Genomic DNA, 20,697 nt, shown 5'->3' with positions numbered 1-20,697 from the left:
CCCCATGCGCCTTAGCCATTGGTTTTCTCTCCTTCGTTGGTCCTGGACTCGGCCGGGTCGTCCATGCGCAGGATCGCCCGACACTCCTTGTCGTTCTTCGGTGAGCCGATGCCCACCGGGAGCCCGTTGATCTCGCAGCACGACGCACACCGTGGGGTGCTCATGCGTGAGAACATGCCCGGGATCTCCGCCCGGTCCACGACAGCGCCGCAGTCGAGGGTCACGTTCGATCCGAGCCCGTCCCAGAGCTGCTCCACCACGTCTCCCTCCGGGTCTAATCCGGCGATGGTGGCGTGATGCAGCAGATCCCAGTCGGGCGCCACATAGAGCCAGTCGAAGTCGACGATCGTCTGAGTCATGCTGTGCCCCGGTCCTCTTCTTCGTTGGTCCTGACGCGGTTCGCTGCTCGCGTCTCGGCATGGTGTTCGCGGTCGTAGTGCAGGTGGCATCCCTGGCACATGGCCTTGAGGTTCTCGGGCCGGCAGTCCTCCGGCTGGTGGTTGAGGTGCGCCGTTGTCAGCACCACGCGAGATCCGGTGCCATACGCGGGTAGCTGGTGGAGGTTCGGACACCGGCCCTCGTGCGTGCCGCGCCCGCATTCCCCCTCGCACTCGCACCGCCACCCGGCGCGGTGCTTGATGCGGGCGCTGATGTCCGGCCAGTCCGCCGGGTAGCGTTCGCGATTCTCGGGCCTAATCGGCATGGCGGCCATCCTCTTGGTTGGGAGCCTGTCTGTACGGGTTCGTCATGCTGACGATCTCGACGGGCTCTCCGTCCTCGTATCGCATCGCTTCGACAGCGGCGTCCCACCCGATTGCGGCCGCCTCACGTAGTTTCTGGGCCTCATTCATGCCACCTGCTCCTCTTTGAATGGTGGCTGGAAGCGGGGAATGGCAACGACCACTACCTGTGAAATCTGTTCGCAACCGGTCACCTCCGCACTTCGGGCAGGGCTCGTTGTCGCGCTTGCGCTGCTCTGCGCGATGCTCCCGGAGCGAGGCGAGGAGGGCTCCCATCAGGTCGTCGCTCATGAGTGCTCCGACCCCCTGTCGGCCTCTTGGGAGCCTGCGACTCGCGCGTTGTGTTCGGCCGCGAGTCGGAATACTCGCATCTGCTCGGCGTCGAAATGGGTGGGGTGCGCGTCATGTGACACCTGGCCGCAACGGCGGCAGTGCCCCATCTCGTTCGCGCCCCACCGGTGCTCGCAATCACCGTCGAAGTCCGCGAGGTGCAGCGGGTACTCGATGTTGTCTAGTGCAGTGAATCCGCGTCCGCCCTTGGACATCGCCATGCGCTGCGGGAAGCCCAGGTGAGTGTCCACCAGGCAGTAGACCGTGCCGGTGGCGTCCATGCACCACTGCCCAGGGGGCAGGAGGCGCGCGTCGTCCGCGGTCCAGACCTTGTACGCTTCGTCGACGTTCTGATCCGTGCTCATGATTCCTCCGAACCCCTGACGGCCTCGGGAGCTTCGAACTCGTCAAGGCAAGCGTCGTCCAGGTCGAACTCTGTGATGATGTCGAACTCCACGCCAGCCACTCCGCGCTCCTCATCGACTTCGAAGCCGTAGAGCGGGGCATCCTCGTGGAAGCCCCAGAGCTTCTGTCGGTACCAGACCCTCTTTCCGTGGTCACTCGGTCGGATGAAGAACTGGTAGTCGATGCCGCTGTTGAGCTCGTTCACCTCCGCCTGAGCGCGCATCCGCGCATCCGCCAGGTCGTGAGTGCCGAGAACGACGACCGCGTTCGTCTCGTCCTCGTTTCCGAGCAGCTGCGCGCGGATCTTGCGAGGCCGATAGACCGACCCATTCGGTCGAGTGATTCCAATGCTCATGATTCCTCCGAACCCCTGTTGGCCTGGTTGGGAGCCTCGACTCGGATGCGCGGGAGCTCGTCGTAGATGCCGTGCTCGTCCCACCATCCATCGCAGACGTGGCCGTACTCTTCGAGCTGCGCCGGATCCAAGACCCGATTGCATCCGGTGCAGGTGTAGGTCCAATCGCTCACGATGCGTCCCGCCTCGACTGGATGAGATCCTTGCGATTCTTGAATCCGGGGTGGGTGCCATGTCGCACGGCGTCCTGCATGTTCCCGGCGTGTGTGTCCCACCGCAGGTTCTCGAGACGGTTGTTCCGCGGGTCACCGTCGTAGTGGCACCCCTCCATCCCCTCCGGCATGGGGCCGACGAACGCCTCGAGCACGAGCTGATGCACGTACCGGGACTGCTTGCGACCGCCGACGCCATCCATGAGGCAGACGAGCTGATGACCGGCCTTGCGGAGCGACCCTGGGCGGAGAACGTGACTGACTCGGACCATCGGAAATCCTGACCCGTGCGGGATAGTCCGCTCGACGCTCCGAACCCGACCGTGATCCGACACCTCGTAGATGCCCTCCCATCCGATGACGGGGCGCCACTCTTCACCGGGGATGTGATCGGCGGGGGTCTTTGGCTGTCGATCGGTCCACTCTCGGATGCGAGCCTCAGACTCGGGCGAGATGCTGACGCCGCGGTTCATGCGGACGATGATCGAGAACGCGCAGCCGATCTCCTTCGCCGCGTTCTTGAGGCTGATTCCACGGGCGGTGCGTGCGGCGAGGAAGTCGGCCTTGAGTGTCGATTCAGTGGTCTGCATCGGTTTCCTCCTCCAAAGCACAGAACTGATGGACCTTGGACTTGGGGCAGAGGTAGGCGCATGCTTCGTCTCCCCCGCACCCGTCCGTGATGTGGCACCGGTCGTACCCGCGGGTTGAGCCAGTGGGCTGAACGTCGGTCGTGTTGAGGTCGGCGGCTTGATCGCAGTCGACTAGCTCGTCGGCGTCGTTCAGGGTCCAGCCGGTGCAGTTCCGGGGCTTCCCGTCGCGGCATTCGGGGCAGATCATGCGTTCGTCCTCTCGTTCGCGGCGAGGTCGGCGCGGCGTGCGGCGGCGCAGTCGGTGCAGGTGACTTCCGACCATGTGGTCGCGCGTTTCCCGGAGGTGCGGCCGCAGTACGCGCGCGACGCTGTGCCGTGCAGGGCTGTCCCGTCAGCGCAGACCCGGTCCTTCGCGGCCGTCGACGTCTTCGGGGCAACGTGGGCGCGACGTGCCTGCGCGATAGGTCCGGCGCTCACGAGTCACCTCGCCAGGTCTCACCGCAGCTGCGGCATCGTGCAACGCGGATCGGTTTCGGTGATCCGGACGGGTCAGACGCCCACGCTGCGACGACGTCGCGGCGCCCGCACGTCGTGCACATCTCACGCGGTGTCCTGGGCCTCGGGGTCACCCCGTACCGGCCGCGGAGGCGGCGGATCTCGGTGAACATCGCTTCGCTGTGCTCGTCGAGCTCGGTGACGGTGTGGATGGTGTCGGCGTGGTCGATGAGCCAACCGCAGGCGGTGAGGGCGAGAGCGCGCGCGGTGAGCGGATCAGCGTCGGGGCGGGAGGCGAGAGTCGGCGCCGGCCGGGTGGGGGCAATCCATGCGTCGACGGCGTTGGTGTACTCCACGAGCCACGACCAGAGCTCCCGGGCGTCCTTCACCGCGGCAGACGGTTGTATGCCGTCTGCGCGGCCCGACTGGTCGAACACCGCCAGCATGGCGCTCATGGTGTCCTGGTAGCCGCCACCGGTCACCTGTGGCCGGTCGAAGCGTGATCCGCCACGCGACACCCCCAACGCGGGGAGGGTGGTCTCGACGATCGCTTCGAGGACGACCGGGATCAGGTCGAGGTGGTAGGTGAACTTCTCCGACCACCGGCGGGCGGTGGCGGTGGGGTCGATCGCGTCGACGGGGATGATCATGCGAGCACTCCGCATCCGCAGGCACCGTTCGGAGCGATCTCGATGAAGCAGACATGGCAGACCGGGCGTGGCGGGCGAGGCGGCGTCGGCCGGCATCCTTCGTGCACGAGCTCGTCGTCGACGTACTCGACGATGTCGCCGCGTTCGATCGGCTCGTCGCAGGACCGGTCCGCGCAGGGGCTGTTGAAGCGGGCGAGGAATGTCACAGCGCGAACTCCTCCACGATGTCGCTCCACCGGGACCAGCGGGGGAACTCGTGCTCGCAGTGACCGCAGCAGATCTCCGTGAACGCGGCCGCGAACTCGACGCGCGCTTCGGAGTCGTCGCGGCACGTCGTGCACATGAGGCCGTAGCGCCGGCAGCAGCGCATCACCGCGCGCAGGTCGGCTGCGTTCGTGCACCCGCCGTGCTGACAGTTCAGATCGTCCTCGACCCGCCCCTCGATGTCCGTGATCACGTCCTCGTCCCAGATGGCAGATTCCAGAGGGGTCAGAACCGGGATCGTCATGACGTCGCCCCCGAGATTCGCGCGTAGTGCGCGTCTGCCATCTCTTGCGACAGCGGCACTCCCGTCGCCACCGACTGCGCACGTGCCCGCTTGCATGCGAGACACAGTCGCCATCCTCGAGAAGCTCTCGTCGCCTCAAGGTTCGGCGCCTCCAGCGGATGATTTCGAGAGCAGTGCGTCTTGCGGGCGTTGCGGTGCGTTCCATGCGCGGTCGTGTCGCGCTGATTCTCAGACTTCGTGCCCCACCGCAGATTCGTCGCTGCGTTGTTGGTCGGGTCGCCATCGATGTGTCGAACCTCAAGTCCTGGCGCACGTCCTTCGCAGAACGACTCGGCTACCAGACGGTGAACACGCGCGGTGTGGTGCTCGCCGCGTCGACTGAGTACAACTGTCGGGTACTGGTGCCCGTTGTTGGCGCCGGGAACCCTGCCTGGGCTGAGGACTCGGCCTGTGCGATTGGACCTTCGACCACCGTTCATGACGACCCGATCCAACGATCGGACTCGACCTAGGTCGCTCACCTCGTACAGACCTTCATAGCCCGGCACGGGGAGCCATCTCTCCTCGAGCGGTGTCAGCAGTGGCGTGCTCACGGCGCCACCTGCCCGTCGACGTCGAACCCGTGAGACGCATTGCCCCAGCACGTGACCTCGCCCGACTCGTAGCTGACCCGGTCGGGCATGTCGAGTGAACGCATCGGCTTCCCGCAACACGCCGTGACCTGGCCACCGAACGGGGGCGCGGCGTGCACCACCTCCGACGGGACCGCGACCTCTGCGAGGTCCATGCCCGCGGCCGTGCGTGCTTCCTCGGCCGCGGCGACCAGCTCCTCGGCGAGCTGCAGCGCCTCGTCTGGGGTGTAGGTGGTGGCCAGCTCGATCGTTGAGAGCCCTACGCGGTAGTCGTCGGTCACCTCCACCTCGGCGACCGTCACGGTGATCTCAGCCTGGATGCTCATGACTCCTCCTTGATGCCCAGCGCCGCGCGCACCTCCGCGCGCAACGCGTTCCGCTGATGAAGACGAGCAACCGCCGTCGGCGTCGTCGCTCGCGTTGATGTGTCGTGCTCCCACGCCGACGGACCCAGCGCGAGGGCCTGCAGCGTGTTCGCGACCCGAAGCTGCTCAGTCAGCTCGTCGATCGCTTGGACCTGTGTTCGGCGTCCCGCGGCCATCAGAACGGCGCCCCGTTGTCCGACCCCGACCAGCCCGAAGGCTGCTGTGCCGGCGCGTCGCGCACGACCGTGCCGACCGTGCGCGCGCGAATCACGATCTTCCGCACCCGCTGGCCCTCACGGTTCTCGTACGAAGCGTCCCGCTCCTCCCCCTCGACGATCACGAGGGTGCCCTTCTGCAGCTGCCCCAGGACGTCCGCCGCCTGCCACGACTCCACGTCATGCCAGATCGTGAACTCGTCCTCCCACTGGTTCGTCTCGCGGTTGAAGCGACGCTTCGTCTCCGCGACGCTGAACGACGCGACGTGCTTCCCACCCGCCGCGCGCACCTCCGGCACACCACCGAGGCGCCCAACGATCGTCTTCACTGCCATGTCCTGTTCCCTTCGTTGTCGTCGAGCAAGCTCGCCGGTGACCATGCGCGCGACACCACGCGGGAGAACGTGCCCTCCCACTGCAGCGACACGCGCCCCTGCTGCCCCTGCCGGTTCTTCGCGATATCCACGTCGAGCCGGTTCGGGGAGTTCTTCTCGTCGCGGTGAAGCAGGAGGACCGCGTCGGCGTCCTGCTCGATGGCGCCCGACTCACGCAGGTCCGCCAGCGTCGGCCGGTTCGACCGTCGCGTCGTCGACCCACGGTTCAGCTGCGAAAGGGCGATCACCGGCACGCCGAGTGACTGCGCGAGCAGCTTCAGCGCCCGCGAGAAGCTCGCGACCTCCACCTGCCGGGACTCGACCCGCTCCCCCGACGTGAGCAGCTGCAGGTAGTCGACGACGACACCAGCGAGCCGCTGACCCTTCGGAGCACGACGCGCTACAGACCGAGCGAACGCGCGCACCTGCGTGATCGTCGACACCTCATCGGAGGTCGACACGAACAGAGGCAGCTGCTGGATCTGCTGGCGGACCATCGCGATGTTCTGCCACCCCGACTTCGACACCTCGTGATTCACCAGCGAATGCAGCGACACCTGCGCGAGCTGGGACACGAGCCGCGCCATCAGGTCGTCGCGGGACATCTCGAGCGAGCAGAACGCGACCGGTCCCTCCTTCGCGAGCCGCAGCGCCGTCTGCAGGCCAATGATCGACTTGCCCTGTCCCGGCCGCGCGCCGACGACATAGAGCCCGCCGGCACGGAGCCCGCCGAGGTGGTTGTTGATGTCCCACCACGGGGTGGGGATGTAGCGGGGCTTCTCGTCGAGACCCTTCACGAACGAGTCGAACGCCGCGCCACCGAACTGCTCGATCGCGGGGGCCGTGTTCGCGCCGACACCGTCGACCTTCTCCCGCGAGATCTCGACCGCGTCGAGAGCTTCGATGCCGGTGTTCGCTGCGATCTGCGCGATCGCGGTCGCCGCGTCCAGGAGACGCCGGCGGATCGCGTGCTCGTGAACGATGCTGGCGTAGTAGGCGCCGTTCGCCGCGGTCGGGACGACCGATGTCAGCTCGTGGAGATAGGCGGCGTCCAGCTGCCCGTTCAGCTCCCCGGCTGCGAGGAGCTCGTCTGTCGCCGCGACGACATCGGTGGGCGCGTTCCGCTCGTGCAGGCGCCGCACCGCGGCGTATATCGTCTCGTGCCTCGGGTCGTGCATGTCGCCCGGCTCGACGATCGACATCACATCGTCCAGCACGTCCGGCGACAGCATCACCGCGCCGAGCACCGACTGCTCCGCGGTCCGGTCGTACGGCAACGTCACTTCGGTCACGAGCCCATCCCCGATCCCAGCTCACGCAGCACACGCGTCGGACGCTCCCCCGCCTCTATGCGGGCCTGGAACTCGACGGGGTCTACACCTCGTGCGCCGAGCCATTCGCGGGCGTCCACCGGATGCTCGTGACCAGCCGCAGGCATGTCCGCGACCAGGGCCACGATGTCCGCGGGCATGATGGACCGAGTCTGTTCCCGGTAGTGCTCGCGCATCGCCTCGATCGCGAGCTCCAACGGCACCGACGCGAGGACGTCTGCCCACTCGATCGCCATCTGCGCCCGCTCTTCCGGATCACGACGCAGGCGACTGTCGATCAGCGCTGCACGCGTCAGCAGCACGTTCGCTTCCCGGGGACTCACGCGGACACCGACCGACGCTCGTGCTGCGCGAGGATCGCGTCAGCAGCGCGCCCAGCGTCGACAGTGGAGACCCGCCCCTGACGCGGTTGTGCTGCTGCCTGCGGCTCCCACCGCCCCTGATTCAGCCACGTGGTCAACAGCGGGATGTACTGCACGTCCTGTGGCGGCCATGACCGCCACACCGCGACATCGCGCCGCACTGCCTCGAGGACGATCGGGAGCGGCACTGCTTTCCGCGCGGCCGCGAGCTTCGCCCTAGCGACCTTCGTCGTACCCCGCCGAGGAGTCGGCCAGAGATGCCAGATCACACCGAGCACCTCGTCGACGTCGTCCCCCTTGGGGACTACAGGGGTGTCTCCTGTATCTGATGTCTCTATAAGAGGTACATCTGGCGAATCCGCGGAATGCATCTGGCGATCGCGCGGAATGGAAGCGGCGATTTCGCCATTTGGCGAATCCGCGGAATGGGCGTAGATCGGCGAGTAACTCCCACGACGGTCGAACCCGTGATGCTTGTCCTCGCGGAGGAATCCACGCTCGACGAGCTTCTTGATCGCTCGCGCGACCTGGTCGGGCGACAGCCCGGTTTCCTCAGCGATCTCGCGATGCGATGCCGCCCACCAGTGGGTGCCGTCCTCCGTCTGATGCGCAACCCGCGCGGAGTCCGCCCGCCAATCGATGCGAGTCCACACCAGCGCCTCGTTCGCGCCTCCAAGGCGACGCACGAGCGCTGCGCGGACCTGCATGAAGTCCTTCGCCGTCGCCTCAGCGACCGGCACGCCACCTGCTACGCCCATGTCTTGGCCTCCACTTCCACTGCTCGGCCGCCAGCTGTCAGCAGCCACCACGTCTCGTCTTCTCGCTGCACCCGAACCCGAGCCGGCTCGAACTCGTCGCCGACGCCAAGCCGCGAGATCAGCAGTCCCATCTCGACCGAGACACGCCTGTTCTTCTCGACCCACCCGTGGCATCCCGTCGTGCCCGACCCGCACAGGACCAGGCAGTTCGCCGGCGACGCGACCGCTTCTGCCGCAGCGCCGAACACGCCACCAGCCCCGCGCGGCTTACGGTGGTGCGCCGACCACCCGATCCCCCGGTCCTCCCACCGCAGCGGGCGGCGACACCGGAAGCACTGCTCGCAGTCGCGAGCGAAGAACACGAGCCGCACCGTCGCCGCGGTGAAATCTCCGGCGCCCATCACGCACCCCCGCCGTAGCCCTGCGCGTGCGCCCGGTCCCCGGCGCGCGAGTCGGCGCGATCCGTGCGGTGGTTGTCGAGCGCGGCGTCGAGCGCGTCGAGGAACTTCCGCATGGCACGCTCCCGCTGCTCCGCCACCAGGTAGGTCAGCTTCAGCTCGTACGCGTCCCTCTCCGCCATCGCCTGGGCCAACCCGAGCGAGATCTTCTTGCCATCGAGTTCAGCCTTCTCCGTGAGCTCGACGACCTTCACCGCCACAGCGTTCTCGTAGTCGGCCTTCGCGGTGCCGTACACCTTCCCGGCGTCGCGGAGCTCCCACACGAAGTCGAAGCGGAGCGACACGATCCGCTGCCCGTACGTCGCGCCCGGGCCGAGTCGATAGACCGTCTCGGCGAGCTTCTTGTGCAGCGCGTCTTCCGGATCCACCTCCAGGCCGATCAGGTCGCGCAGTACCTCAGCGGGAGTGCTCATCGGTCGAACGCTCCAACGGCCGTCACGTGCACACGCTCACTGCTGCGCAGCTCGAGCAGGATCTCCGCACCATCCGCCGTCGTCACTCCGAGGTACACGGTTCCATCTGTGCCGTGCGAGCGCTTGGTGTAGACGACACCCTCGACGTCGTGCGCACGGATCTCGTCGCCGAGCATCACCTGCTTCGCCTCGATCACACCGGGCACCTGAATCGGCGACAGCTCGGTGCGGCGGAAGTCGATGCCGAGGATCGCGCCGTCACGGTCCCGCACCAGCGGGGCATCAACGGCGATCACGGCTTCACCTCAGCGACAGGCCACTGGTCTACCGTCCCGTCGTGCGCGTCACCGTTCGAGTCGACGTACACCGGCCCTGATGGCGCCCAAGCGTCGCCAGAGGATGCGCCCAGATCAGCGCGCCTCGCAGCGAGCGCTCCCTTCAGCGGCTCGATACCGTCGATGCCGAGCTTCTTCGCGTGCTCCTCGATCTCGTCGAGCTTCTCCGGCGTCGACGCCTTCTGCACCGCCGCGACAGCTGCGTTCACGCGATCTTGCTTCGTCGGCTGTCCGGGCTCGGGTCCCGACTTGTCGGCGACGACCGCGGCGTGCTCACGCTTCCCCGTGCCCTCAGCGAGGCCCAGGTCTCCCCAGAGCTTCTCGACCGTGAAGTCCGGGTACTGCTTCGGCTTCTCGAGCGCGATCCGCACCGAGCGGAGTCCGGTGATCAGGAAGCTGCCCCGCTCTCGCATCTCGACAACGACCGAAGCGTCGAACACGAGCGTCTTGTGGGCCTGCACCTTCCATTCCTTCTGAGCGGTCGGCGTGCCGTTCTCCATCACCGCGACCGAGTCCAGACGTGCCGTGAGGATCACCGGACCCTGATGCATCCGCAGCGCATCCATCACGTCCTGCCACTGCCCGGCGGCGACGTTCCACAGATCCGTCGAGATCGTGTAGTCCCCCGACGCGGTCTTCCGGCCCTTCGCGCGACGGTTCGCGATCGCCTGCATGTTGTCCTGGATCAGGTTCCACAGACGCGTCATCGAGTCCACGACGATCAGCGTCGGCAGGCCCCCGACCGGCGGCTCCGCTACCGCATCGCGGACCGCGCCGAGGAACCCCTCGAACGTGCCGTCGTGGACGACGATCTCGAACTCCGCACCAGGGATCAGGCCATACTCGTCCGGGTCATCCTCGCCCAGACCGACGTACAGCGTTCGACCGACCAGCGGTGATCCCGACGCGGACAACGCCGCCCAGGTCTTCCCTGCCTTCTCGCGGCCCGCGAGTAGCATGATCGGCCAGGGTGGAACACCGGTGGGCTTGCGTGTGGTGATGGCCATCAGAGGCTCCTGTCTTCCTCGAACTCGTAGGCGCACGTGTCGCAGAGACCGCGCGCGTCGATCAGCACCGGACGCCGGCAGCGAGGGCAGTCGGCGTAGAACCGCGGGTCGTCGGCCTTGATCGGCCAGTAGATGGAGGCGGGGCCCTTACGGAGCTCGGCGAGCATCTGCCCTTCGGTGAGCTCGTCGATCTGCATCTGCTGCTCGAGCACCCACCTCACGGCGGCCCACCATGCGGTGCGGAACCCCTGCCGCCACGACACGCCAAACCGGTGCCGGCCCCAGGCGTCCCAGGCTTTCGACTCGGATGCCGCCTCGGTCAGGCCGTGGTCCGCCTGCAGCTGTTCGAGATGCTCGGGCGAGAGCGCTGCCGGCGCGGACATCAGTCGTCCTCGGGGATGTCGAGCTCATCCTGACCGGTGCGCTTCTTGTACGCCTCGTCACGCAGCTTCAGCGCCGCGGTGATCGCGTCCGGATGGTGAAGCGGCTCGATGTGGGTGAACCCCACCACCGGCCACACCTCACCGGCGTTGCGCTTCTCCATGACCTCCTCGACGGTCAAGGTGACAACGGCGACGATCTGCTCGCCGGCGGCCAGGTCGATCAGTTCGTCCTCGATGCCGTAGAGGCCGTTGGCCTGTTCGGCGGGGACGCCCCGCTTGAACGCGGTGGGCTTGATCTCGGTCATGATGCGATTCCTTTCGTGGCGGCCGTGGCCGCGTTCTCGGTGAGCGCCGCGACCATCGCGACGCGTGAGGTTGGGGTGATGTCGACATGCACGCCGGGGGCCACGCCGTAGACCTCGTCGACGACGAGACGCACGACCTGCGCGTCATCTCGCCAGACATTCCCGGCGTCGGTGACGCCGTCGAGCAGAGCGCGGACGAGCTTGTCGATGTCGGGGGCGACCGACGGCAGCTCGCGCTTCACCGTGGTGCCTCGCGGCATGACGAACACGGCCGACACCTGGACAGGCCCCTCAAGCCGGTTGAGGCTCCACCAGGTCGCTTCAGCCACACGGGCGACCTCGGAGCGCCACGGCTTCAGCTGCGCCTTGTTGCTGTCCGTGAGCACCGCACGCTTGCCGACAACGTAGGCGGTCTTGGAGCCCTGCTGCACCGGTGTGCCGGCGACGAAGAACGCGGTCATCGGTCCAGCTCCACGTCGAGCTCTGCTTCACGTTCGGCCTCCGCATTGATCCGCACAGCGGCGAAGATCGACAGTCCGATGAAGGTGACGGCGGCCGCGCAGTAGGCGCAGAAGATCGCAATGTCATCCATGAGGGGTGACTCCTGTAGGTGGTGGGGTGATGAGGACTAGATGCGGGGGCCTGCCGGGGGCGCGCCGACACTGGGTGAATCGGCAGACGCGGGGGACGTATCGCCCCCGGCAGGGGTCTTGGATCGGCGAGGCCAGGCGATGAAGATCAGCGCGACCGGGGCGAACCAGCACACGATGTCCGCACCGTTGACCCCGGGGCTCACCGAGTACGGGGCGCACAACACGGCGACGAACACGACCGTCGCGGCGAGGAGGAAGCGGAGAGCGCTCACGACGCCACCGCCATCTCTTCGACTGGCGACTCGGAGTAGAAGGCCGCGACAGGAACGCCAATCACACGAGCGAGCACGATCAGCTCCTGCGCAGTGATGGGCGTCTCGCCAGTAGTCCGGCGCCACATCGCCATCCGCGACACGTGCAACGCCGCCGCGAGCGCGGACTGCTTGATCTGCTTCTCTGCCGCGAGGCCGCGTACTCGGCGAGCCACGTCAGCGTTAGTTTCTATCGCCATGCGTTAGACCGTAGACGCACGAGAGCGTTTGTCAATGCATCAATGACACTTTCGGCGTGTCGATGTAACGCCCTGTAGACACGGCGTATCGGCATGCGTTACATTCAGACCATGACCGAAGCCGCTACCAGCGCACCTCGCCTTGCTACTGCGAACGAAACCGTCGCAAGCAACATCCGGGCCGAACTTGCCCGGATCGACTCACGCCCAGCCGACCTCGCCCGGACGCTCGGGGAGAACGAGATGTGGTTGAGTCGTCGTCTTTCCAACAAGGTCATGTTCTCGACCAACGACGTGCAAGAGATCGCAGAGATTCTCGGAGTCAGTGTCGGCACGCTTTTCGAGCGCCGCACCCCATCGGTCGGCGGGCGCCTCATGCGCCGCCACCTGTACCTGATGGATGTGGTGGGCCCTGCCGGGATCGAACCGACGACATCCACGGTGTAAACGTGGCGCTCTACCAGCTGAGCTAAAGGCCCCAGGTCGTCCAGTCTAGGGTGGAGAACCACCACGACCGGCGCATCGGAGTCACCGTCCCGGCAGGACGGTAGGCTGAGCGGCGGCGTGTTTGTGCATCGCAGACAAACGCGGCATCGCGCCCCCCGATTGCTTGGCACGATCTGCCATCAGACGAAAGGTCTCCCGTGACTGTCCACGACCAGGATCCGTACTCCCAGGGCCCTCTCGACAGCGATCCCGACGAGACCGCGGAGTGGCGCGAGTCGCTGCAGCAGCTCGTCGACGCTCGCGGCCACGAACGCGGACGCGAGATCATGCTGAGCCTCCTGAAGGAGTCGAAGGAGCTTCACCTCGGCGTGCCGATGGTCCCGACGACCGACTACATCAACACGATCGCGCCCGACGCGGAGCCGGAGTTCCCCGGCGACGAGGAGCTCGAGCGCCGGTACCGCGCGTGGATCCGCTGGAACGCCGCCATCACGGTGCACCGTGCGCAGCGCCCCGGCATCGCGGTGGGCGGCCACATCTCCACATACGCCTCGTCCGCCGCCCTCTACGAGGTCGGCTTCAATCACTTCTTCCGCGGCTTGGACGATCCGTCGGGCGGTGACCAGATCTTCATCCAGGGACACGCCTCCCCCGGCACCTACGCCCGCGCCTACCTCGAGGGGCGGCTGAGCGAGGACCAGCTCGACGGATTCCGTCAGGAGAAGTCCGCCGCGCCGCACGGGCTCCCCTCCTACCCCCATCCGCGTCTCATGCCGGAGTTCTGGCAGTTCCCCACCGTCTCGATGGGCCTCGGGCCCATCAACGCCGTCTACCAGGCGATGACGAACAAGTACCTCGCGAACCGCGGCATCAAGGATGTCGCCGACTCGCAGGTCTGGGCCTTCCTCGGCGACGGCGAGATGGATGAGGTCGAGAGCCGCGGGCAGCTCCAGGTCGCGGCGAACGAGGGGCTGGACAACCTGACCTTCGTGGTCAACTGCAACCTGCAGCGCCTGGACGGCCCCGTCCGTGGAAACGGCAAGATCATCCAGGAACTGGAGAGCTTCTTCCGCGGGGCGGGCTGGAACGTCATCAAGGTGATCTGGGGTCGCGAGTGGGATGAGCTCCTGGGGCGCGACGACGACGGCGCCCTGCGCAACCTCATGAACGTCACTCCGGACGGCGACTACCAGACGTACAAGACCGAAGACGGCGCCTTCGTGCGCGAGCACTTCTTCGGGCGCGACGAGCGCACCGCCGCCCTGGTGAAGGACTACTCCGACGAGCAGATCTGGAACCTCAAGCGCGGCGGGCACGACTACCGCAAGGTCTATGCGGCCTTCAAGGCGGCGCGCGAGCACAAGGGCCAGCCGACGGTCATCCTCGCCAAGACGATCAAGGGCTATGGCCTCGGCCCACACTTCGAGGGGCGCAACGCGACGCACCAGATGAAGAAGATGACGCTGGAGGACCTCAAGCACTTCCGCGACGCGATGCACATCCCGATCTCGGATGCGCAGCTCGAGGAGAACCCCTACCTGCCGCCGTACTTCCACCCCGGGGAGCAGGACGAGACCATCCAGTACATGCTGGAGCGTCGACGCGCGCTCGGTGGCTTCCTTCCCGAGCGACGCACCCATCACGTGGGTCTCCAGCTTCCCGACGACAAGGCCTACGCACTGCCGAAGAAGGGGTCGGGCACGCAGGAGGTCGCGACGACCATGGCCTTCGTTCGCCTGCTGAAGGATCTGCTGCGCGCCAAGGACTTCGGACACCGCATCGTGCCGATCATCCCCGACGAAGCACGGACGTTCGGCATGGACGCCTTCTTCCCGACGGCGAAGATCTACAACCCGAACGGCCAGCACTACACGTCCGTGGACCGCGAGCTGCTCCTGGCCTACAAGGAGAGCCCGCAGGGCCAGATCATGCACGTCGGCATCAACGAAGCCGGCGCGATGGCCGCGTTCACCGGTGTCGGCACGGCGTATTCGACGCACGGCGAACCGCTCATCCCGGTGTACATCTTCTACTCGATGTTCGGCTTCCAGCGCACCGGCGACGCGCAGTGGGCGGCGGGCGACCAGATGGCGCGCGGGTTCATCATCGGCGCGACCGCCGGCCGCACGACCCTGACCGGGGAAGGTCTGCAGCACGCGGACGGTCATTCGCACCTGCTCGCCTCCTCCAACCCCGCCACCGTGTCGTACGACCCGGCCTACGGGTACGAGATCGCCCACATCGTGCGCGCCGGCATCGAGCGCATGTACGGCGGCAACCACCCCGACCCGAACGTCATGTACTACCTGACGGTGTACAACGAGCCGCTCGTGCAGCCGGCCGAGCCGGAGGGCGTCGACGTCGATGGCATCGTGCGCGGCATGCACCGCATCTCCGCCGCCGAGGGCGAGGGACCGCGTACGCAGCTCCTCGCATCGGGCGTCGGGGTCCCGTGGGCCCTCGAGGCGCAGCAGCTGCTGCGTGACGACTGGGGAGTGCAGGCCGACGTCTGGTCGGTGACGTCCTGGACGGAGCTGCGTCGCGACGGACTCGCCGCCGACGAGCACAACTTCCTCCACCCCGACGAAGAAGCACGGACGGCCCACGTCACCGAGAAGCTGCGGGACGGCGAGGGACCGGTCGTCGCGGTCAGCGACTTCATGCACGCCGTGCAGGACCAGATCCGACCCTGGGTTCCGCAGCAGTTCGTCACACTCGGCGCGGACGGCTTCGGCTTCTCCGACACGCGGCCCGCCGCGCGCCGCTTCTTCAAGATCGACGGACCTTCCATCGTCGTCCGGGCGCTGCAGGCGCTCGCGGCGGAAGGCGCGGTCGACCGGTCGCTGTCCGCGCAGGCGATCGAGAAGTACCGCCTCCACGATGTCACCGCCGGCACCAGTGGCAACGCGGGCGGCGAGAGCTGACCGGACACATGCCGCCCCGCTCCGCGGAGATGGACAAGGACGAGACGCTCGCCTGGCTGCGTCGCATCTCGGGTGACCTGGCCACCGCCACGATCAAGCGCCTCGAGGAGTCGCTGCCGTGGTACGCCGACATGCCGCCGGCGCGTCGGTCGGCGGTGGGCCTGGTCGCCCAGGCGGGCATCACCTCGTTCATCCAGTGGTACGACGATCCCGGCTCGACGCCGTGGATTGCGTCCGACATCTTCGCGGCCGCGCCTCGCGAACTCCTCCGGAGCGTGAGCCTGCAGCAGACGCTGCAGCTGATCCGGGCCACGGTCGAGGTCACCGAGGAGCGCGTGGCCGGCAAGGGCGAGGACCTTCGGGAAGGCATCCTGCTCTACTCGCGAGAGGTCGCCTTCGCCGCCGCGGATGTCTACGCCCGCGCCGCGGAGGCCCGCGGGCTGTGGGATGCGCGCCTGGAGGCCCTCGTCGTCGACTCGATCCTCACGGGTGAGGCCGACGAGGAGCTCCCCAGCCGGATCGCCGCCCTCGGGTGGCACGGCCACGGCGAGGTGGCCGTGCTCGTGGGCACGACCCCGGCGCAGTTCGACGTCGATCAGCTGCGCCGCACCGCACGCAAGCTCGGCGTGGACGTGCTGATCGGCGTACAGGGATCGCGGCTCGTTCTCGTGATCGGGCGCGCCGAGGATCCGGTGCGCACCGACGAAGGATCCGGCGCCCTCCCCTTCGTCGAGATCGCCAAACGTCTCGAGCCCGGTTTCGGGGCGGGTCACCTTGTGCTGGGCCCGGTCGTTCCGGCACTCGTGGACGCCAGCCAGAGCGCCCGGGCGGCGCTGGCGGGGTTCGCGGTCGCACGCGCGTGGCGACATGCTCCGCGTCCCGTCGAGGCCGACGATCTCCTGCCCGAGCGAGCGCTGGCCGGTGATCCCCTGGCAAAGCAGACCCTCGTCGAGCGGATCTATCGCCCGCTTCAGGCACACAGCACCGATCTCGTCACGACGCTGTGGAGCTATCTCGACAACGGGCGGTCCCTCGAGGCGACCGCGCGCGAGCTGTTCGTGCACCCCAACACGGTGCGCTATCGGCTCAAACGGGTCTCCGAGGTGATCGGCTGGGATGCGACCGGACCACGGGAGGCCCTCATCCTGCAGACCTCGCTCGTCCTCGGCTCCATCGGAACCGACGCGACACGACGTCGGAGCGCCCCGCGTCGCCTGTCGTGACCTCGGTCCGCAAGCACCTCGACCGAGATCGTGCTGTGGCGATGCGACAAACGATGCCGGGACACTTGTGCGGCATGCCACACATCGCATCGGCTGATCCTTGGCAGGATGGGATGGTGCTCATCGCGATCTTCCCCGGTCAAGGTTCGCAGTCCCCGGGCTTCCTGACCCCCTGGCTCGAACTCGACGGCGCCCGCGAGCGGCTCGCGGCCTATTCGGAGTGGTCCGGCGTCGACCTCGTCGCCGCCGGCACGGAGTGGGACGCCGACCGGATCCGCGACACCGCCGTCGCGCAGCCGCTGATCGTCGCCGCTGGGCTGCTGTCGTGGAATGCCCTCGGAGACGACCACGTCGCCGGTGTCGCCGGCCACTCGGTGGGTGAATTCACGGCAGCCGCCGCCGCGGGTGTGCTCACCGAGGAGGATGCGATGCGCCTCGTCGGTCTGCGCGGACGCGCCATGGCGGCTGCAGCTGCATCGTCGCCGACCGGCATGAGCGCCGTCCTCGGCGGTGACACCGTCGCCGTGCTCGACCGCTTGGCGGAACTCGGCCTCACCGCCGCCAATCACAACGGCGGCGGGCAGCTCGTCGCCGCCGGCTCCCTCTCCGCCCTCGATGCCCTCGCGGCCGAGCCCGTGCGCGGCACCCGCGTGGTCGCCCTGCAGGTCGCGGGTGCATTCCACGCCGAGGCGATGACCCCCGCCGTCGACGAACTGCGGCTCGCCGCCGCGGAGGTCGCCACGCACGATCCGCACGTGCGGCTGTGGACGAACCGCGACGGATCGAGCGTGACCGAGGGTGCCTTCTTCCTGGACCTCCTCGTCGAGCAGGTGGCCTCCCCGGTGCGCTGGGACCTGTGCATGTCCGCGTTCGCCGATGCCGGCGTGAGCGGTCTCGTCGAACTGGCACCGGCCGGCACCCTCACCGGGCTTGCCAAGCGCGCACTGCGCGGCACGCCGGCGGTCGCCGTGAAGACCCCGGCGGATCTGCTCGCCGCCGCCGAACTCCTCAGCCCATCCACCTCCTGAGCGGAGCCCTCACTCATGACCCCCACCCTCCGGCAGTCCCGGGGCGCCGCGCACACCCGCATCTACTCGTATGGCGCCGCCCGCGGCGAGAACGCCGTGCCCAACGACGACCTCGTCGGACCCATCGACTCCAGCGACGAATGGATCCGACAGCGCACCGGCATCATCACGCGCATGCGTGCGACCCCCGGCACGACAGCCATCGATCTCGCCGCATCGGCCGCGGAAGAGGCGATCGCGCGCTCGGGTGTTCCCGCCGATCGGATCGGCGCCGTCATCGTGGCGACGATCAGCAATCCGAAGCAGACGCCCTCCGTGTCGGCCATCGTCGCCGATCGCGTCGGATCGAACCCCGCCGCCGCATACGATCTCAACGCGGCATGCGCCGGCTTCGCATACGGGGTGGCGCAGGCTGACGCCCTCATCCGCTCCGGTGCGGCCGAGTACGCGCTCGTCATCGGCACGGAGAAGCTCAGCGACATCGTCGATCCCACCGACCGCAGCATCTCCTTCCTCCTGGGCGACGGGGCCGGCGCGGTCGTCGTGGGCCCGAGTGACACGCCCGGCATCGGACCGACGGTATGGGGCTCGGACGGATCCAAGGCGGACGCCGTCGGGATGAACCACACGCTCACGGACTTCCGCGACGGAAACGCCCCCTGGCCCACCCTGCGTCAAGAAGGTCCGACCGTCTTCCGCTGGGCGGTGTGGGAGATGGTCAAAGTCGCGCGCCAGGCTCTCGAGGAGGCCGGCGTCGAGGCGTCGGATCTCGCCGCGTTCGTCCCCCATCAGGCGAACATGCGCATCATCGACGAATTCGCCAAGCAGCTCGGCCTCCCCGACACCGTCGCCGTCGGACGCGACATCGCCACGACGGGGAACACCTCCGCGGCGTCCATCCCCCTCGCCACACACCGGCTGCTCGAAGAGCATCCCGAACTCAGCGGCGGGCTCGCCCTGCAGATCGGATTCGGCGCCGGACTGGTCTTCGGCGCGCAGGTGGTGGTGCTGCCGTGAGCGGCCCGACCACCGCCCTAGACTGATCAACGGCCCGCGCGCGGCGCCAGCATCCCCGACAGACAAGGAGAACACCATGGCACTCACCAATGACGAGGTCCTCGCCGGACTCGCCGAACTGATCACCGACGAGACCGGCATCTCGGCGGACGAGGTCGCGATGGAGAAGTCGTTCACCGACGACCTGGACATCGACTCGATCTCGATGATGACCATCGTCGTCAACGCCGAGGAGAAGTTCGGCGTGACCATTCCCGACGACGAGGTCAAGAACCTCAAGACGGTCGGCGACGCCGTCACCTACATCACGTCCAACCAGGCGTAACCCTTCTGGTGGGGGCGCCGGCCCCCACCAGCGTTCTTTCACGAGGAGTTCCTTCCCCATGACCGCGTCACGCATCGTCGTCACCGGAATCGGCGCGTCGTCGCCGATCGGCGGCACCGCCCCCGAGAGCTGGTCCGCACTGCTGGCCGGCGCGTCCGGCACACGCACGCTCGAGTACGACTGGGTGGAGGAGAACCAGCTGCCCGTCACGTTCGCCGCGCAGGCCGCCGTGCGACCGGAGACGGTGCTGGAGCGTCCCATGGCGAGGCGGCTGGACCCGGCATCGCAGTTCGCGATGGTGGCGGCGATGGAGGCCTGGGCGGACGCCGGCGCGCCCGAGGTCGAGCCCGAGCGCCTCGGCGTCGATTTCGCCACCGGCATCGGCGGCGTGTGGACCCTGCTCGACGCGTGGGACACCCTGCGGGAGAAGGGCCCCCGTCGGGTGATGCCCATGACCGTTCCCATGCTCATGCCCAACGCCGCCGCAGGTAACCTGTCCCTGCACTTCGGCGCTCGCGCCTTCGCCCGCACGGTCGCCAGCGCGTGCGCGTCGAGCACCGAGTCGATCGTGAACGCGGCCGAGCACATCCGCACGGGCCTGGCCGATGTCGTGATCGCCGGCGGTACCGAGTCGGCGATCCACCCGATCACGATCGCGTCGTTCGCGTCGATGCAGGCGCTGTCGCGGCGCAACGACGACCCCGCCACCGCCTCGCGCCCCTGCAGCGTCGACCGCGACGGCTTCGTGATGGGCGAGGGTGCCGCGGTGCTGATCCTGGAGTCGGAAGAACACGCCCGCGCCCGAGGCGCCACGATCTACGCCTACGTCGTCGGCGGCGCCGTCACGGCCGACTCGTACCACATCACCGCCAACGATCCCGAGGGCCACGGCGCACAGCGCGCCGTGGAGATGGCACTCGCCTCCGCCGACGCCTCGCCCGACGACGTCACGCACATCAACGCGCATGCCACCTCGACGCCGGTCGGAGACCCGAACGAGTACACGGCCCTGAAATCGGTGTTCGGCCCCCGCATCGAGGAGATCCCCGTGTCGGCGACGAAGGCCTCGACCGGACACCTTCTCGGCGGAACCGGCGCGCTGGAGGCGATGTTCACCGTGAAGGCGCTTCAGGACCGGCTCGCGCCCCCGACGATCAACATCACGACACAGGACGAGGCCGTCCCCTTCAACATCTCGGGCTCACAGGTTGAGCTCGGCCGCGGCGACCAGCTGGCGATCAGCAACTCGTTCGGCTTCGGCGGCCACAACGCCGTCGTGGCGCTGGCCTCGGCCTGACCTCACGTGACGAAGCCCCCGCCTGGGTGCGGGGGCTTCGTCGTGAGCAGATGCACTGGGGTCGCATCTGGGGTACAGGCGGCGATTCGCTTTCTCGCGTCCCGGGTGT

Annotated in this window: 34 protein-coding genes and 1 tRNA gene; 6 read left to right on the top strand and 29 right to left on the bottom strand. The window is 67.8% G+C overall.

Annotation, left to right across the window (positions count from 1 at the left end):
• Window positions 1-11: 11 nt before the first annotated feature.
• The 29 genes from IM777_RS08720 to IM777_RS08585 form a co-directional block, all read right to left on the bottom strand.
• The gene (locus tag IM777_RS08720) at window positions 12-359 is read right to left on the bottom strand and encodes a hypothetical protein (RefSeq protein WP_194385345.1); all 348 of its coding nucleotides are present in this window, start codon (window positions 357-359) and stop codon (window positions 12-14) included.
• The gene (locus tag IM777_RS08715; RefSeq protein WP_194385344.1) at window positions 356-703 is read right to left on the bottom strand and encodes a hypothetical protein; all 348 of its coding nucleotides are present in this window, start codon (window positions 701-703) and stop codon (window positions 356-358) included. Before IM777_RS08715 ends, IM777_RS08720 begins: the two co-directional genes overlap by 4 nt.
• Window positions 693-1,031 (bottom strand): hypothetical protein, encoded by a 339-nt coding sequence (locus IM777_RS08710; RefSeq protein WP_194385343.1) that lies wholly within the window; start codon window positions 1,029-1,031, stop codon window positions 693-695. Before IM777_RS08710 ends, IM777_RS08715 begins: the two co-directional genes overlap by 11 nt.
• Window positions 1,028-1,435: a hypothetical protein gene (locus tag IM777_RS08705; RefSeq protein ID WP_194385342.1), complete on the bottom strand. Its 408-nt coding sequence runs from the start codon at window positions 1,433-1,435 to the stop codon at window positions 1,028-1,030. The genes IM777_RS08710 and IM777_RS08705 overlap by 4 nt, the downstream gene beginning before the upstream one ends.
• Window positions 1,432-1,830: a hypothetical protein gene (locus tag IM777_RS08700; protein WP_194385341.1), complete on the bottom strand. Its 399-nt coding sequence runs from the start codon at window positions 1,828-1,830 to the stop codon at window positions 1,432-1,434. The genes IM777_RS08705 and IM777_RS08700 overlap by 4 nt, the downstream gene beginning before the upstream one ends.
• Complete coding sequence (locus IM777_RS08695) at window positions 1,827-2,003, bottom strand: hypothetical protein (RefSeq protein ID WP_194385340.1); 177 nt, start codon at window positions 2,001-2,003, stop codon at window positions 1,827-1,829. Before IM777_RS08695 ends, IM777_RS08700 begins: the two co-directional genes overlap by 4 nt.
• On the bottom strand, window positions 2,000-2,632 hold the full coding sequence (locus IM777_RS08690) for an NUMOD4 motif-containing HNH endonuclease (protein ID WP_194385339.1): 633 nt from the start codon (window positions 2,630-2,632) through the stop codon (window positions 2,000-2,002). The genes IM777_RS08695 and IM777_RS08690 overlap by 4 nt, the downstream gene beginning before the upstream one ends.
• Window positions 2,619-2,879 carry a hypothetical protein gene (locus tag IM777_RS08685; protein WP_194385338.1) on the bottom strand — a complete coding sequence of 87 codons (261 nt, stop codon included), beginning with the start codon at window positions 2,877-2,879 and terminating at the stop codon, window positions 2,619-2,621. The genes IM777_RS08690 and IM777_RS08685 overlap by 14 nt, the downstream gene beginning before the upstream one ends.
• A 226-nt stretch (window positions 2,880-3,105) precedes the next feature.
• Window positions 3,106-3,777, bottom strand: a complete 672-nt coding sequence (locus tag IM777_RS08680) for a hypothetical protein (protein WP_194385337.1) — start codon at window positions 3,775-3,777, stop codon at window positions 3,106-3,108.
• Complete coding sequence (locus tag IM777_RS08675; RefSeq protein ID WP_194385336.1) at window positions 3,774-3,983, bottom strand: hypothetical protein; 210 nt, start codon at window positions 3,981-3,983, stop codon at window positions 3,774-3,776. Before IM777_RS08675 ends, IM777_RS08680 begins: the two co-directional genes overlap by 4 nt.
• The gene (locus IM777_RS08670; RefSeq protein ID WP_194385335.1) at window positions 3,980-4,285 is read right to left on the bottom strand and encodes a hypothetical protein; all 306 of its coding nucleotides are present in this window, start codon (window positions 4,283-4,285) and stop codon (window positions 3,980-3,982) included. Before IM777_RS08670 ends, IM777_RS08675 begins: the two co-directional genes overlap by 4 nt.
• Window positions 4,282-4,878 (bottom strand): NUMOD4 motif-containing HNH endonuclease, encoded by a 597-nt coding sequence (locus IM777_RS17580; RefSeq protein ID WP_194385334.1) that lies wholly within the window; start codon window positions 4,876-4,878, stop codon window positions 4,282-4,284. Before IM777_RS17580 ends, IM777_RS08670 begins: the two co-directional genes overlap by 4 nt.
• Window positions 4,875-5,243, bottom strand: a complete 369-nt coding sequence (locus IM777_RS08660; RefSeq protein ID WP_194385333.1) for a hypothetical protein — start codon at window positions 5,241-5,243, stop codon at window positions 4,875-4,877. Before IM777_RS08660 ends, IM777_RS17580 begins: the two co-directional genes overlap by 4 nt.
• Complete coding sequence (locus IM777_RS08655) at window positions 5,240-5,458, bottom strand: hypothetical protein (RefSeq protein WP_194385332.1); 219 nt, start codon at window positions 5,456-5,458, stop codon at window positions 5,240-5,242. The genes IM777_RS08660 and IM777_RS08655 overlap by 4 nt, the downstream gene beginning before the upstream one ends.
• The gene (locus IM777_RS08650; RefSeq protein WP_194385331.1) at window positions 5,458-5,832 is read right to left on the bottom strand and encodes a single-stranded DNA-binding protein; all 375 of its coding nucleotides are present in this window, start codon (window positions 5,830-5,832) and stop codon (window positions 5,458-5,460) included. The genes IM777_RS08655 and IM777_RS08650 overlap by 1 nt, the downstream gene beginning before the upstream one ends.
• Complete coding sequence (locus IM777_RS08645) at window positions 5,823-7,163, bottom strand: replicative DNA helicase (protein WP_194385329.1); 1,341 nt, start codon at window positions 7,161-7,163, stop codon at window positions 5,823-5,825. Before IM777_RS08645 ends, IM777_RS08650 begins: the two co-directional genes overlap by 10 nt.
• The gene (locus IM777_RS08640; RefSeq protein WP_194385327.1) at window positions 7,160-7,525 is read right to left on the bottom strand and encodes a hypothetical protein; all 366 of its coding nucleotides are present in this window, start codon (window positions 7,523-7,525) and stop codon (window positions 7,160-7,162) included. The genes IM777_RS08645 and IM777_RS08640 overlap by 4 nt, the downstream gene beginning before the upstream one ends.
• A complete protein-coding gene (locus tag IM777_RS08635; protein WP_194385326.1) occupies window positions 7,522-8,304 on the bottom strand; it encodes a helix-turn-helix domain-containing protein in 783 nt (260 codons plus the stop codon). The genes IM777_RS08640 and IM777_RS08635 overlap by 4 nt, the downstream gene beginning before the upstream one ends.
• Before the next feature lie 8 nt (window positions 8,305-8,312).
• Window positions 8,313-8,723 (bottom strand): hypothetical protein, encoded by a 411-nt coding sequence (locus tag IM777_RS08630; RefSeq protein WP_194385324.1) that lies wholly within the window; start codon window positions 8,721-8,723, stop codon window positions 8,313-8,315.
• Complete coding sequence (locus tag IM777_RS08625; RefSeq protein WP_194385322.1) at window positions 8,723-9,193, bottom strand: hypothetical protein; 471 nt, start codon at window positions 9,191-9,193, stop codon at window positions 8,723-8,725. The genes IM777_RS08630 and IM777_RS08625 overlap by 1 nt, the downstream gene beginning before the upstream one ends.
• Window positions 9,190-9,489: a hypothetical protein gene (locus tag IM777_RS08620; RefSeq protein WP_194385320.1), complete on the bottom strand. Its 300-nt coding sequence runs from the start codon at window positions 9,487-9,489 to the stop codon at window positions 9,190-9,192. The genes IM777_RS08625 and IM777_RS08620 overlap by 4 nt, the downstream gene beginning before the upstream one ends.
• Complete coding sequence (locus IM777_RS08615) at window positions 9,486-10,535, bottom strand: AAA family ATPase (protein ID WP_194385318.1); 1,050 nt, start codon at window positions 10,533-10,535, stop codon at window positions 9,486-9,488. Before IM777_RS08615 ends, IM777_RS08620 begins: the two co-directional genes overlap by 4 nt.
• Complete coding sequence (locus IM777_RS08610; protein ID WP_194385317.1) at window positions 10,535-10,918, bottom strand: hypothetical protein; 384 nt, start codon at window positions 10,916-10,918, stop codon at window positions 10,535-10,537. Before IM777_RS08610 ends, IM777_RS08615 begins: the two co-directional genes overlap by 1 nt.
• Complete coding sequence (locus IM777_RS08605) at window positions 10,918-11,223, bottom strand: hypothetical protein (protein ID WP_194385315.1); 306 nt, start codon at window positions 11,221-11,223, stop codon at window positions 10,918-10,920. Before IM777_RS08605 ends, IM777_RS08610 begins: the two co-directional genes overlap by 1 nt.
• A complete protein-coding gene (locus IM777_RS08600; protein ID WP_194385313.1) occupies window positions 11,220-11,684 on the bottom strand; it encodes a RusA family crossover junction endodeoxyribonuclease in 465 nt (154 codons plus the stop codon). The genes IM777_RS08605 and IM777_RS08600 overlap by 4 nt, the downstream gene beginning before the upstream one ends.
• Entirely contained in the window at window positions 11,681-11,815 is a 135-nt protein-coding gene (locus IM777_RS17425) for a hypothetical protein (protein ID WP_272872953.1), read from the bottom strand. The genes IM777_RS08600 and IM777_RS17425 overlap by 4 nt, the downstream gene beginning before the upstream one ends.
• A 36-nt stretch (window positions 11,816-11,851) precedes the next feature.
• Window positions 11,852-12,088 (bottom strand): hypothetical protein, encoded by a 237-nt coding sequence (locus tag IM777_RS08595; RefSeq protein WP_194385311.1) that lies wholly within the window; start codon window positions 12,086-12,088, stop codon window positions 11,852-11,854.
• On the bottom strand, window positions 12,085-12,327 hold the full coding sequence (locus IM777_RS08590) for a helix-turn-helix domain-containing protein (protein WP_194385309.1): 243 nt from the start codon (window positions 12,325-12,327) through the stop codon (window positions 12,085-12,087). Before IM777_RS08590 ends, IM777_RS08595 begins: the two co-directional genes overlap by 4 nt.
• A gap of 403 nt (window positions 12,328-12,730) precedes the next feature.
• Window positions 12,731-12,806, bottom strand: a tRNA-Val gene (locus tag IM777_RS08585).
• Window positions 12,807-12,971: 165 nt separating this feature from the next.
• Between IM777_RS08585 and aceE the strand changes: the two genes are divergently transcribed.
• From aceE to IM777_RS08555, 6 genes are all read left to right on the top strand, one after another.
• Window positions 12,972-15,698 carry a pyruvate dehydrogenase (acetyl-transferring), homodimeric type gene (gene aceE / locus IM777_RS08580; RefSeq protein WP_194385308.1) on the top strand — a complete coding sequence of 909 codons (2,727 nt, stop codon included), beginning with the start codon at window positions 12,972-12,974 and terminating at the stop codon, window positions 15,696-15,698.
• A gap of 8 nt (window positions 15,699-15,706) precedes the next feature.
• Entirely contained in the window at window positions 15,707-16,921 is a 1,215-nt protein-coding gene (locus IM777_RS08575; RefSeq protein ID WP_071043426.1) for a PucR family transcriptional regulator, read from the top strand.
• 116 nt (window positions 16,922-17,037) lie between these two features.
• Window positions 17,038-17,949 (top strand): ACP S-malonyltransferase, encoded by a 912-nt coding sequence (locus IM777_RS08570; protein ID WP_194385498.1) that lies wholly within the window; start codon window positions 17,038-17,040, stop codon window positions 17,947-17,949.
• Between the two features lie 15 nt (window positions 17,950-17,964).
• Entirely contained in the window at window positions 17,965-18,966 is a 1,002-nt protein-coding gene (locus IM777_RS08565) for a beta-ketoacyl-ACP synthase III (RefSeq protein WP_194385306.1), read from the top strand.
• 76 nt (window positions 18,967-19,042) lie between these two features.
• Window positions 19,043-19,291 carry an acyl carrier protein gene (locus IM777_RS08560; RefSeq protein WP_071043424.1) on the top strand — a complete coding sequence of 83 codons (249 nt, stop codon included), beginning with the start codon at window positions 19,043-19,045 and terminating at the stop codon, window positions 19,289-19,291.
• 58 nt (window positions 19,292-19,349) lie between these two features.
• Window positions 19,350-20,588 (top strand): beta-ketoacyl-[acyl-carrier-protein] synthase family protein, encoded by a 1,239-nt coding sequence (locus tag IM777_RS08555; RefSeq protein WP_071043423.1) that lies wholly within the window; start codon window positions 19,350-19,352, stop codon window positions 20,586-20,588.
• The last annotated feature ends 109 nt before the right edge of the window (window positions 20,589-20,697 follow it).

Source organism: Microbacterium luteum, from assembly GCF_015277875.1.
In the GTDB taxonomy this organism is placed as follows: domain Bacteria; phylum Actinomycetota; class Actinomycetes; order Actinomycetales; family Microbacteriaceae; genus Microbacterium; species Microbacterium luteum.
Note: the sequence above shows the minus strand (reverse complement) of the source record. Positions and strands in the feature narration are given on the sequence as shown.

What these genes read in the sequence shown, in the direction of transcription:
- IM777_RS08715 (WP_194385344.1), bottom strand. Translation starts at nt 703, where the DNA reads ATGCCGATTAGGCCCGAGAATCGCGAACGCTACCCGGCGGACTGGCCG.
- IM777_RS08720 (WP_194385345.1), bottom strand. Translation starts at nt 359, where the DNA reads ATGACTCAGACGATCGTCGACTTCGACTGGCTCTATGTGGCGCCCGAC.
- IM777_RS08705 (WP_194385342.1), bottom strand. Translation starts at nt 1,435, where the DNA reads ATGAGCACGGATCAGAACGTCGACGAAGCGTACAAGGTCTGGACCGCG.
- IM777_RS08660 (WP_194385333.1), bottom strand. Translation starts at nt 5,243, where the DNA reads ATGAGCATCCAGGCTGAGATCACCGTGACGGTCGCCGAGGTGGAGGTG.
- IM777_RS08615 (WP_194385318.1), bottom strand. Translation starts at nt 10,535, where the DNA reads ATGGCCATCACCACACGCAAGCCCACCGGTGTTCCACCCTGGCCGATC.
- IM777_RS08605 (WP_194385315.1), bottom strand. Translation starts at nt 11,223, where the DNA reads ATGACCGAGATCAAGCCCACCGCGTTCAAGCGGGGCGTCCCCGCCGAA.
- IM777_RS08670 (WP_194385335.1), bottom strand. Translation starts at nt 4,285, where the DNA reads ATGACGATCCCGGTTCTGACCCCTCTGGAATCTGCCATCTGGGACGAG.
- IM777_RS08575 (WP_071043426.1), top strand. Translation starts at nt 15,707, where the DNA reads ATGCCGCCCCGCTCCGCGGAGATGGACAAGGACGAGACGCTCGCCTGG.
- IM777_RS08710 (WP_194385343.1), bottom strand. Translation starts at nt 1,031, where the DNA reads ATGAGCGACGACCTGATGGGAGCCCTCCTCGCCTCGCTCCGGGAGCAT.
- IM777_RS08690 (WP_194385339.1), bottom strand. Translation starts at nt 2,632, where the DNA reads ATGCAGACCACTGAATCGACACTCAAGGCCGACTTCCTCGCCGCACGC.
- IM777_RS08685 (WP_194385338.1), bottom strand. Translation starts at nt 2,879, where the DNA reads ATGATCTGCCCCGAATGCCGCGACGGGAAGCCCCGGAACTGCACCGGC.
- IM777_RS08625 (WP_194385322.1), bottom strand. Translation starts at nt 9,193, where the DNA reads ATGAGCACTCCCGCTGAGGTACTGCGCGACCTGATCGGCCTGGAGGTG.
- IM777_RS17425 (WP_272872953.1), bottom strand. Translation starts at nt 11,815, where the DNA reads ATGGATGACATTGCGATCTTCTGCGCCTACTGCGCGGCCGCCGTCACC.
- IM777_RS08610 (WP_194385317.1), bottom strand. Translation starts at nt 10,918, where the DNA reads ATGTCCGCGCCGGCAGCGCTCTCGCCCGAGCATCTCGAACAGCTGCAG.
- IM777_RS08555 (WP_071043423.1), top strand. Translation starts at nt 19,350, where the DNA reads ATGACCGCGTCACGCATCGTCGTCACCGGAATCGGCGCGTCGTCGCCG.
- IM777_RS08560 (WP_071043424.1), top strand. Translation starts at nt 19,043, where the DNA reads ATGGCACTCACCAATGACGAGGTCCTCGCCGGACTCGCCGAACTGATC.
- IM777_RS08650 (WP_194385331.1), bottom strand. Translation starts at nt 5,832, where the DNA reads ATGGCAGTGAAGACGATCGTTGGGCGCCTCGGTGGTGTGCCGGAGGTG.
- IM777_RS08630 (WP_194385324.1), bottom strand. Translation starts at nt 8,723, where the DNA reads ATGGGCGCCGGAGATTTCACCGCGGCGACGGTGCGGCTCGTGTTCTTC.
- IM777_RS08700 (WP_194385341.1), bottom strand. Translation starts at nt 1,830, where the DNA reads ATGAGCATTGGAATCACTCGACCGAATGGGTCGGTCTATCGGCCTCGC.
- IM777_RS08655 (WP_194385332.1), bottom strand. Translation starts at nt 5,458, where the DNA reads ATGGCCGCGGGACGCCGAACACAGGTCCAAGCGATCGACGAGCTGACT.
- IM777_RS08680 (WP_194385337.1), bottom strand. Translation starts at nt 3,777, where the DNA reads ATGATCATCCCCGTCGACGCGATCGACCCCACCGCCACCGCCCGCCGG.
- IM777_RS08590 (WP_194385309.1), bottom strand. Translation starts at nt 12,327, where the DNA reads ATGGCGATAGAAACTAACGCTGACGTGGCTCGCCGAGTACGCGGCCTC.
- IM777_RS08565 (WP_194385306.1), top strand. Translation starts at nt 17,965, where the DNA reads ATGACCCCCACCCTCCGGCAGTCCCGGGGCGCCGCGCACACCCGCATC.
- IM777_RS08600 (WP_194385313.1), bottom strand. Translation starts at nt 11,684, where the DNA reads ATGACCGCGTTCTTCGTCGCCGGCACACCGGTGCAGCAGGGCTCCAAG.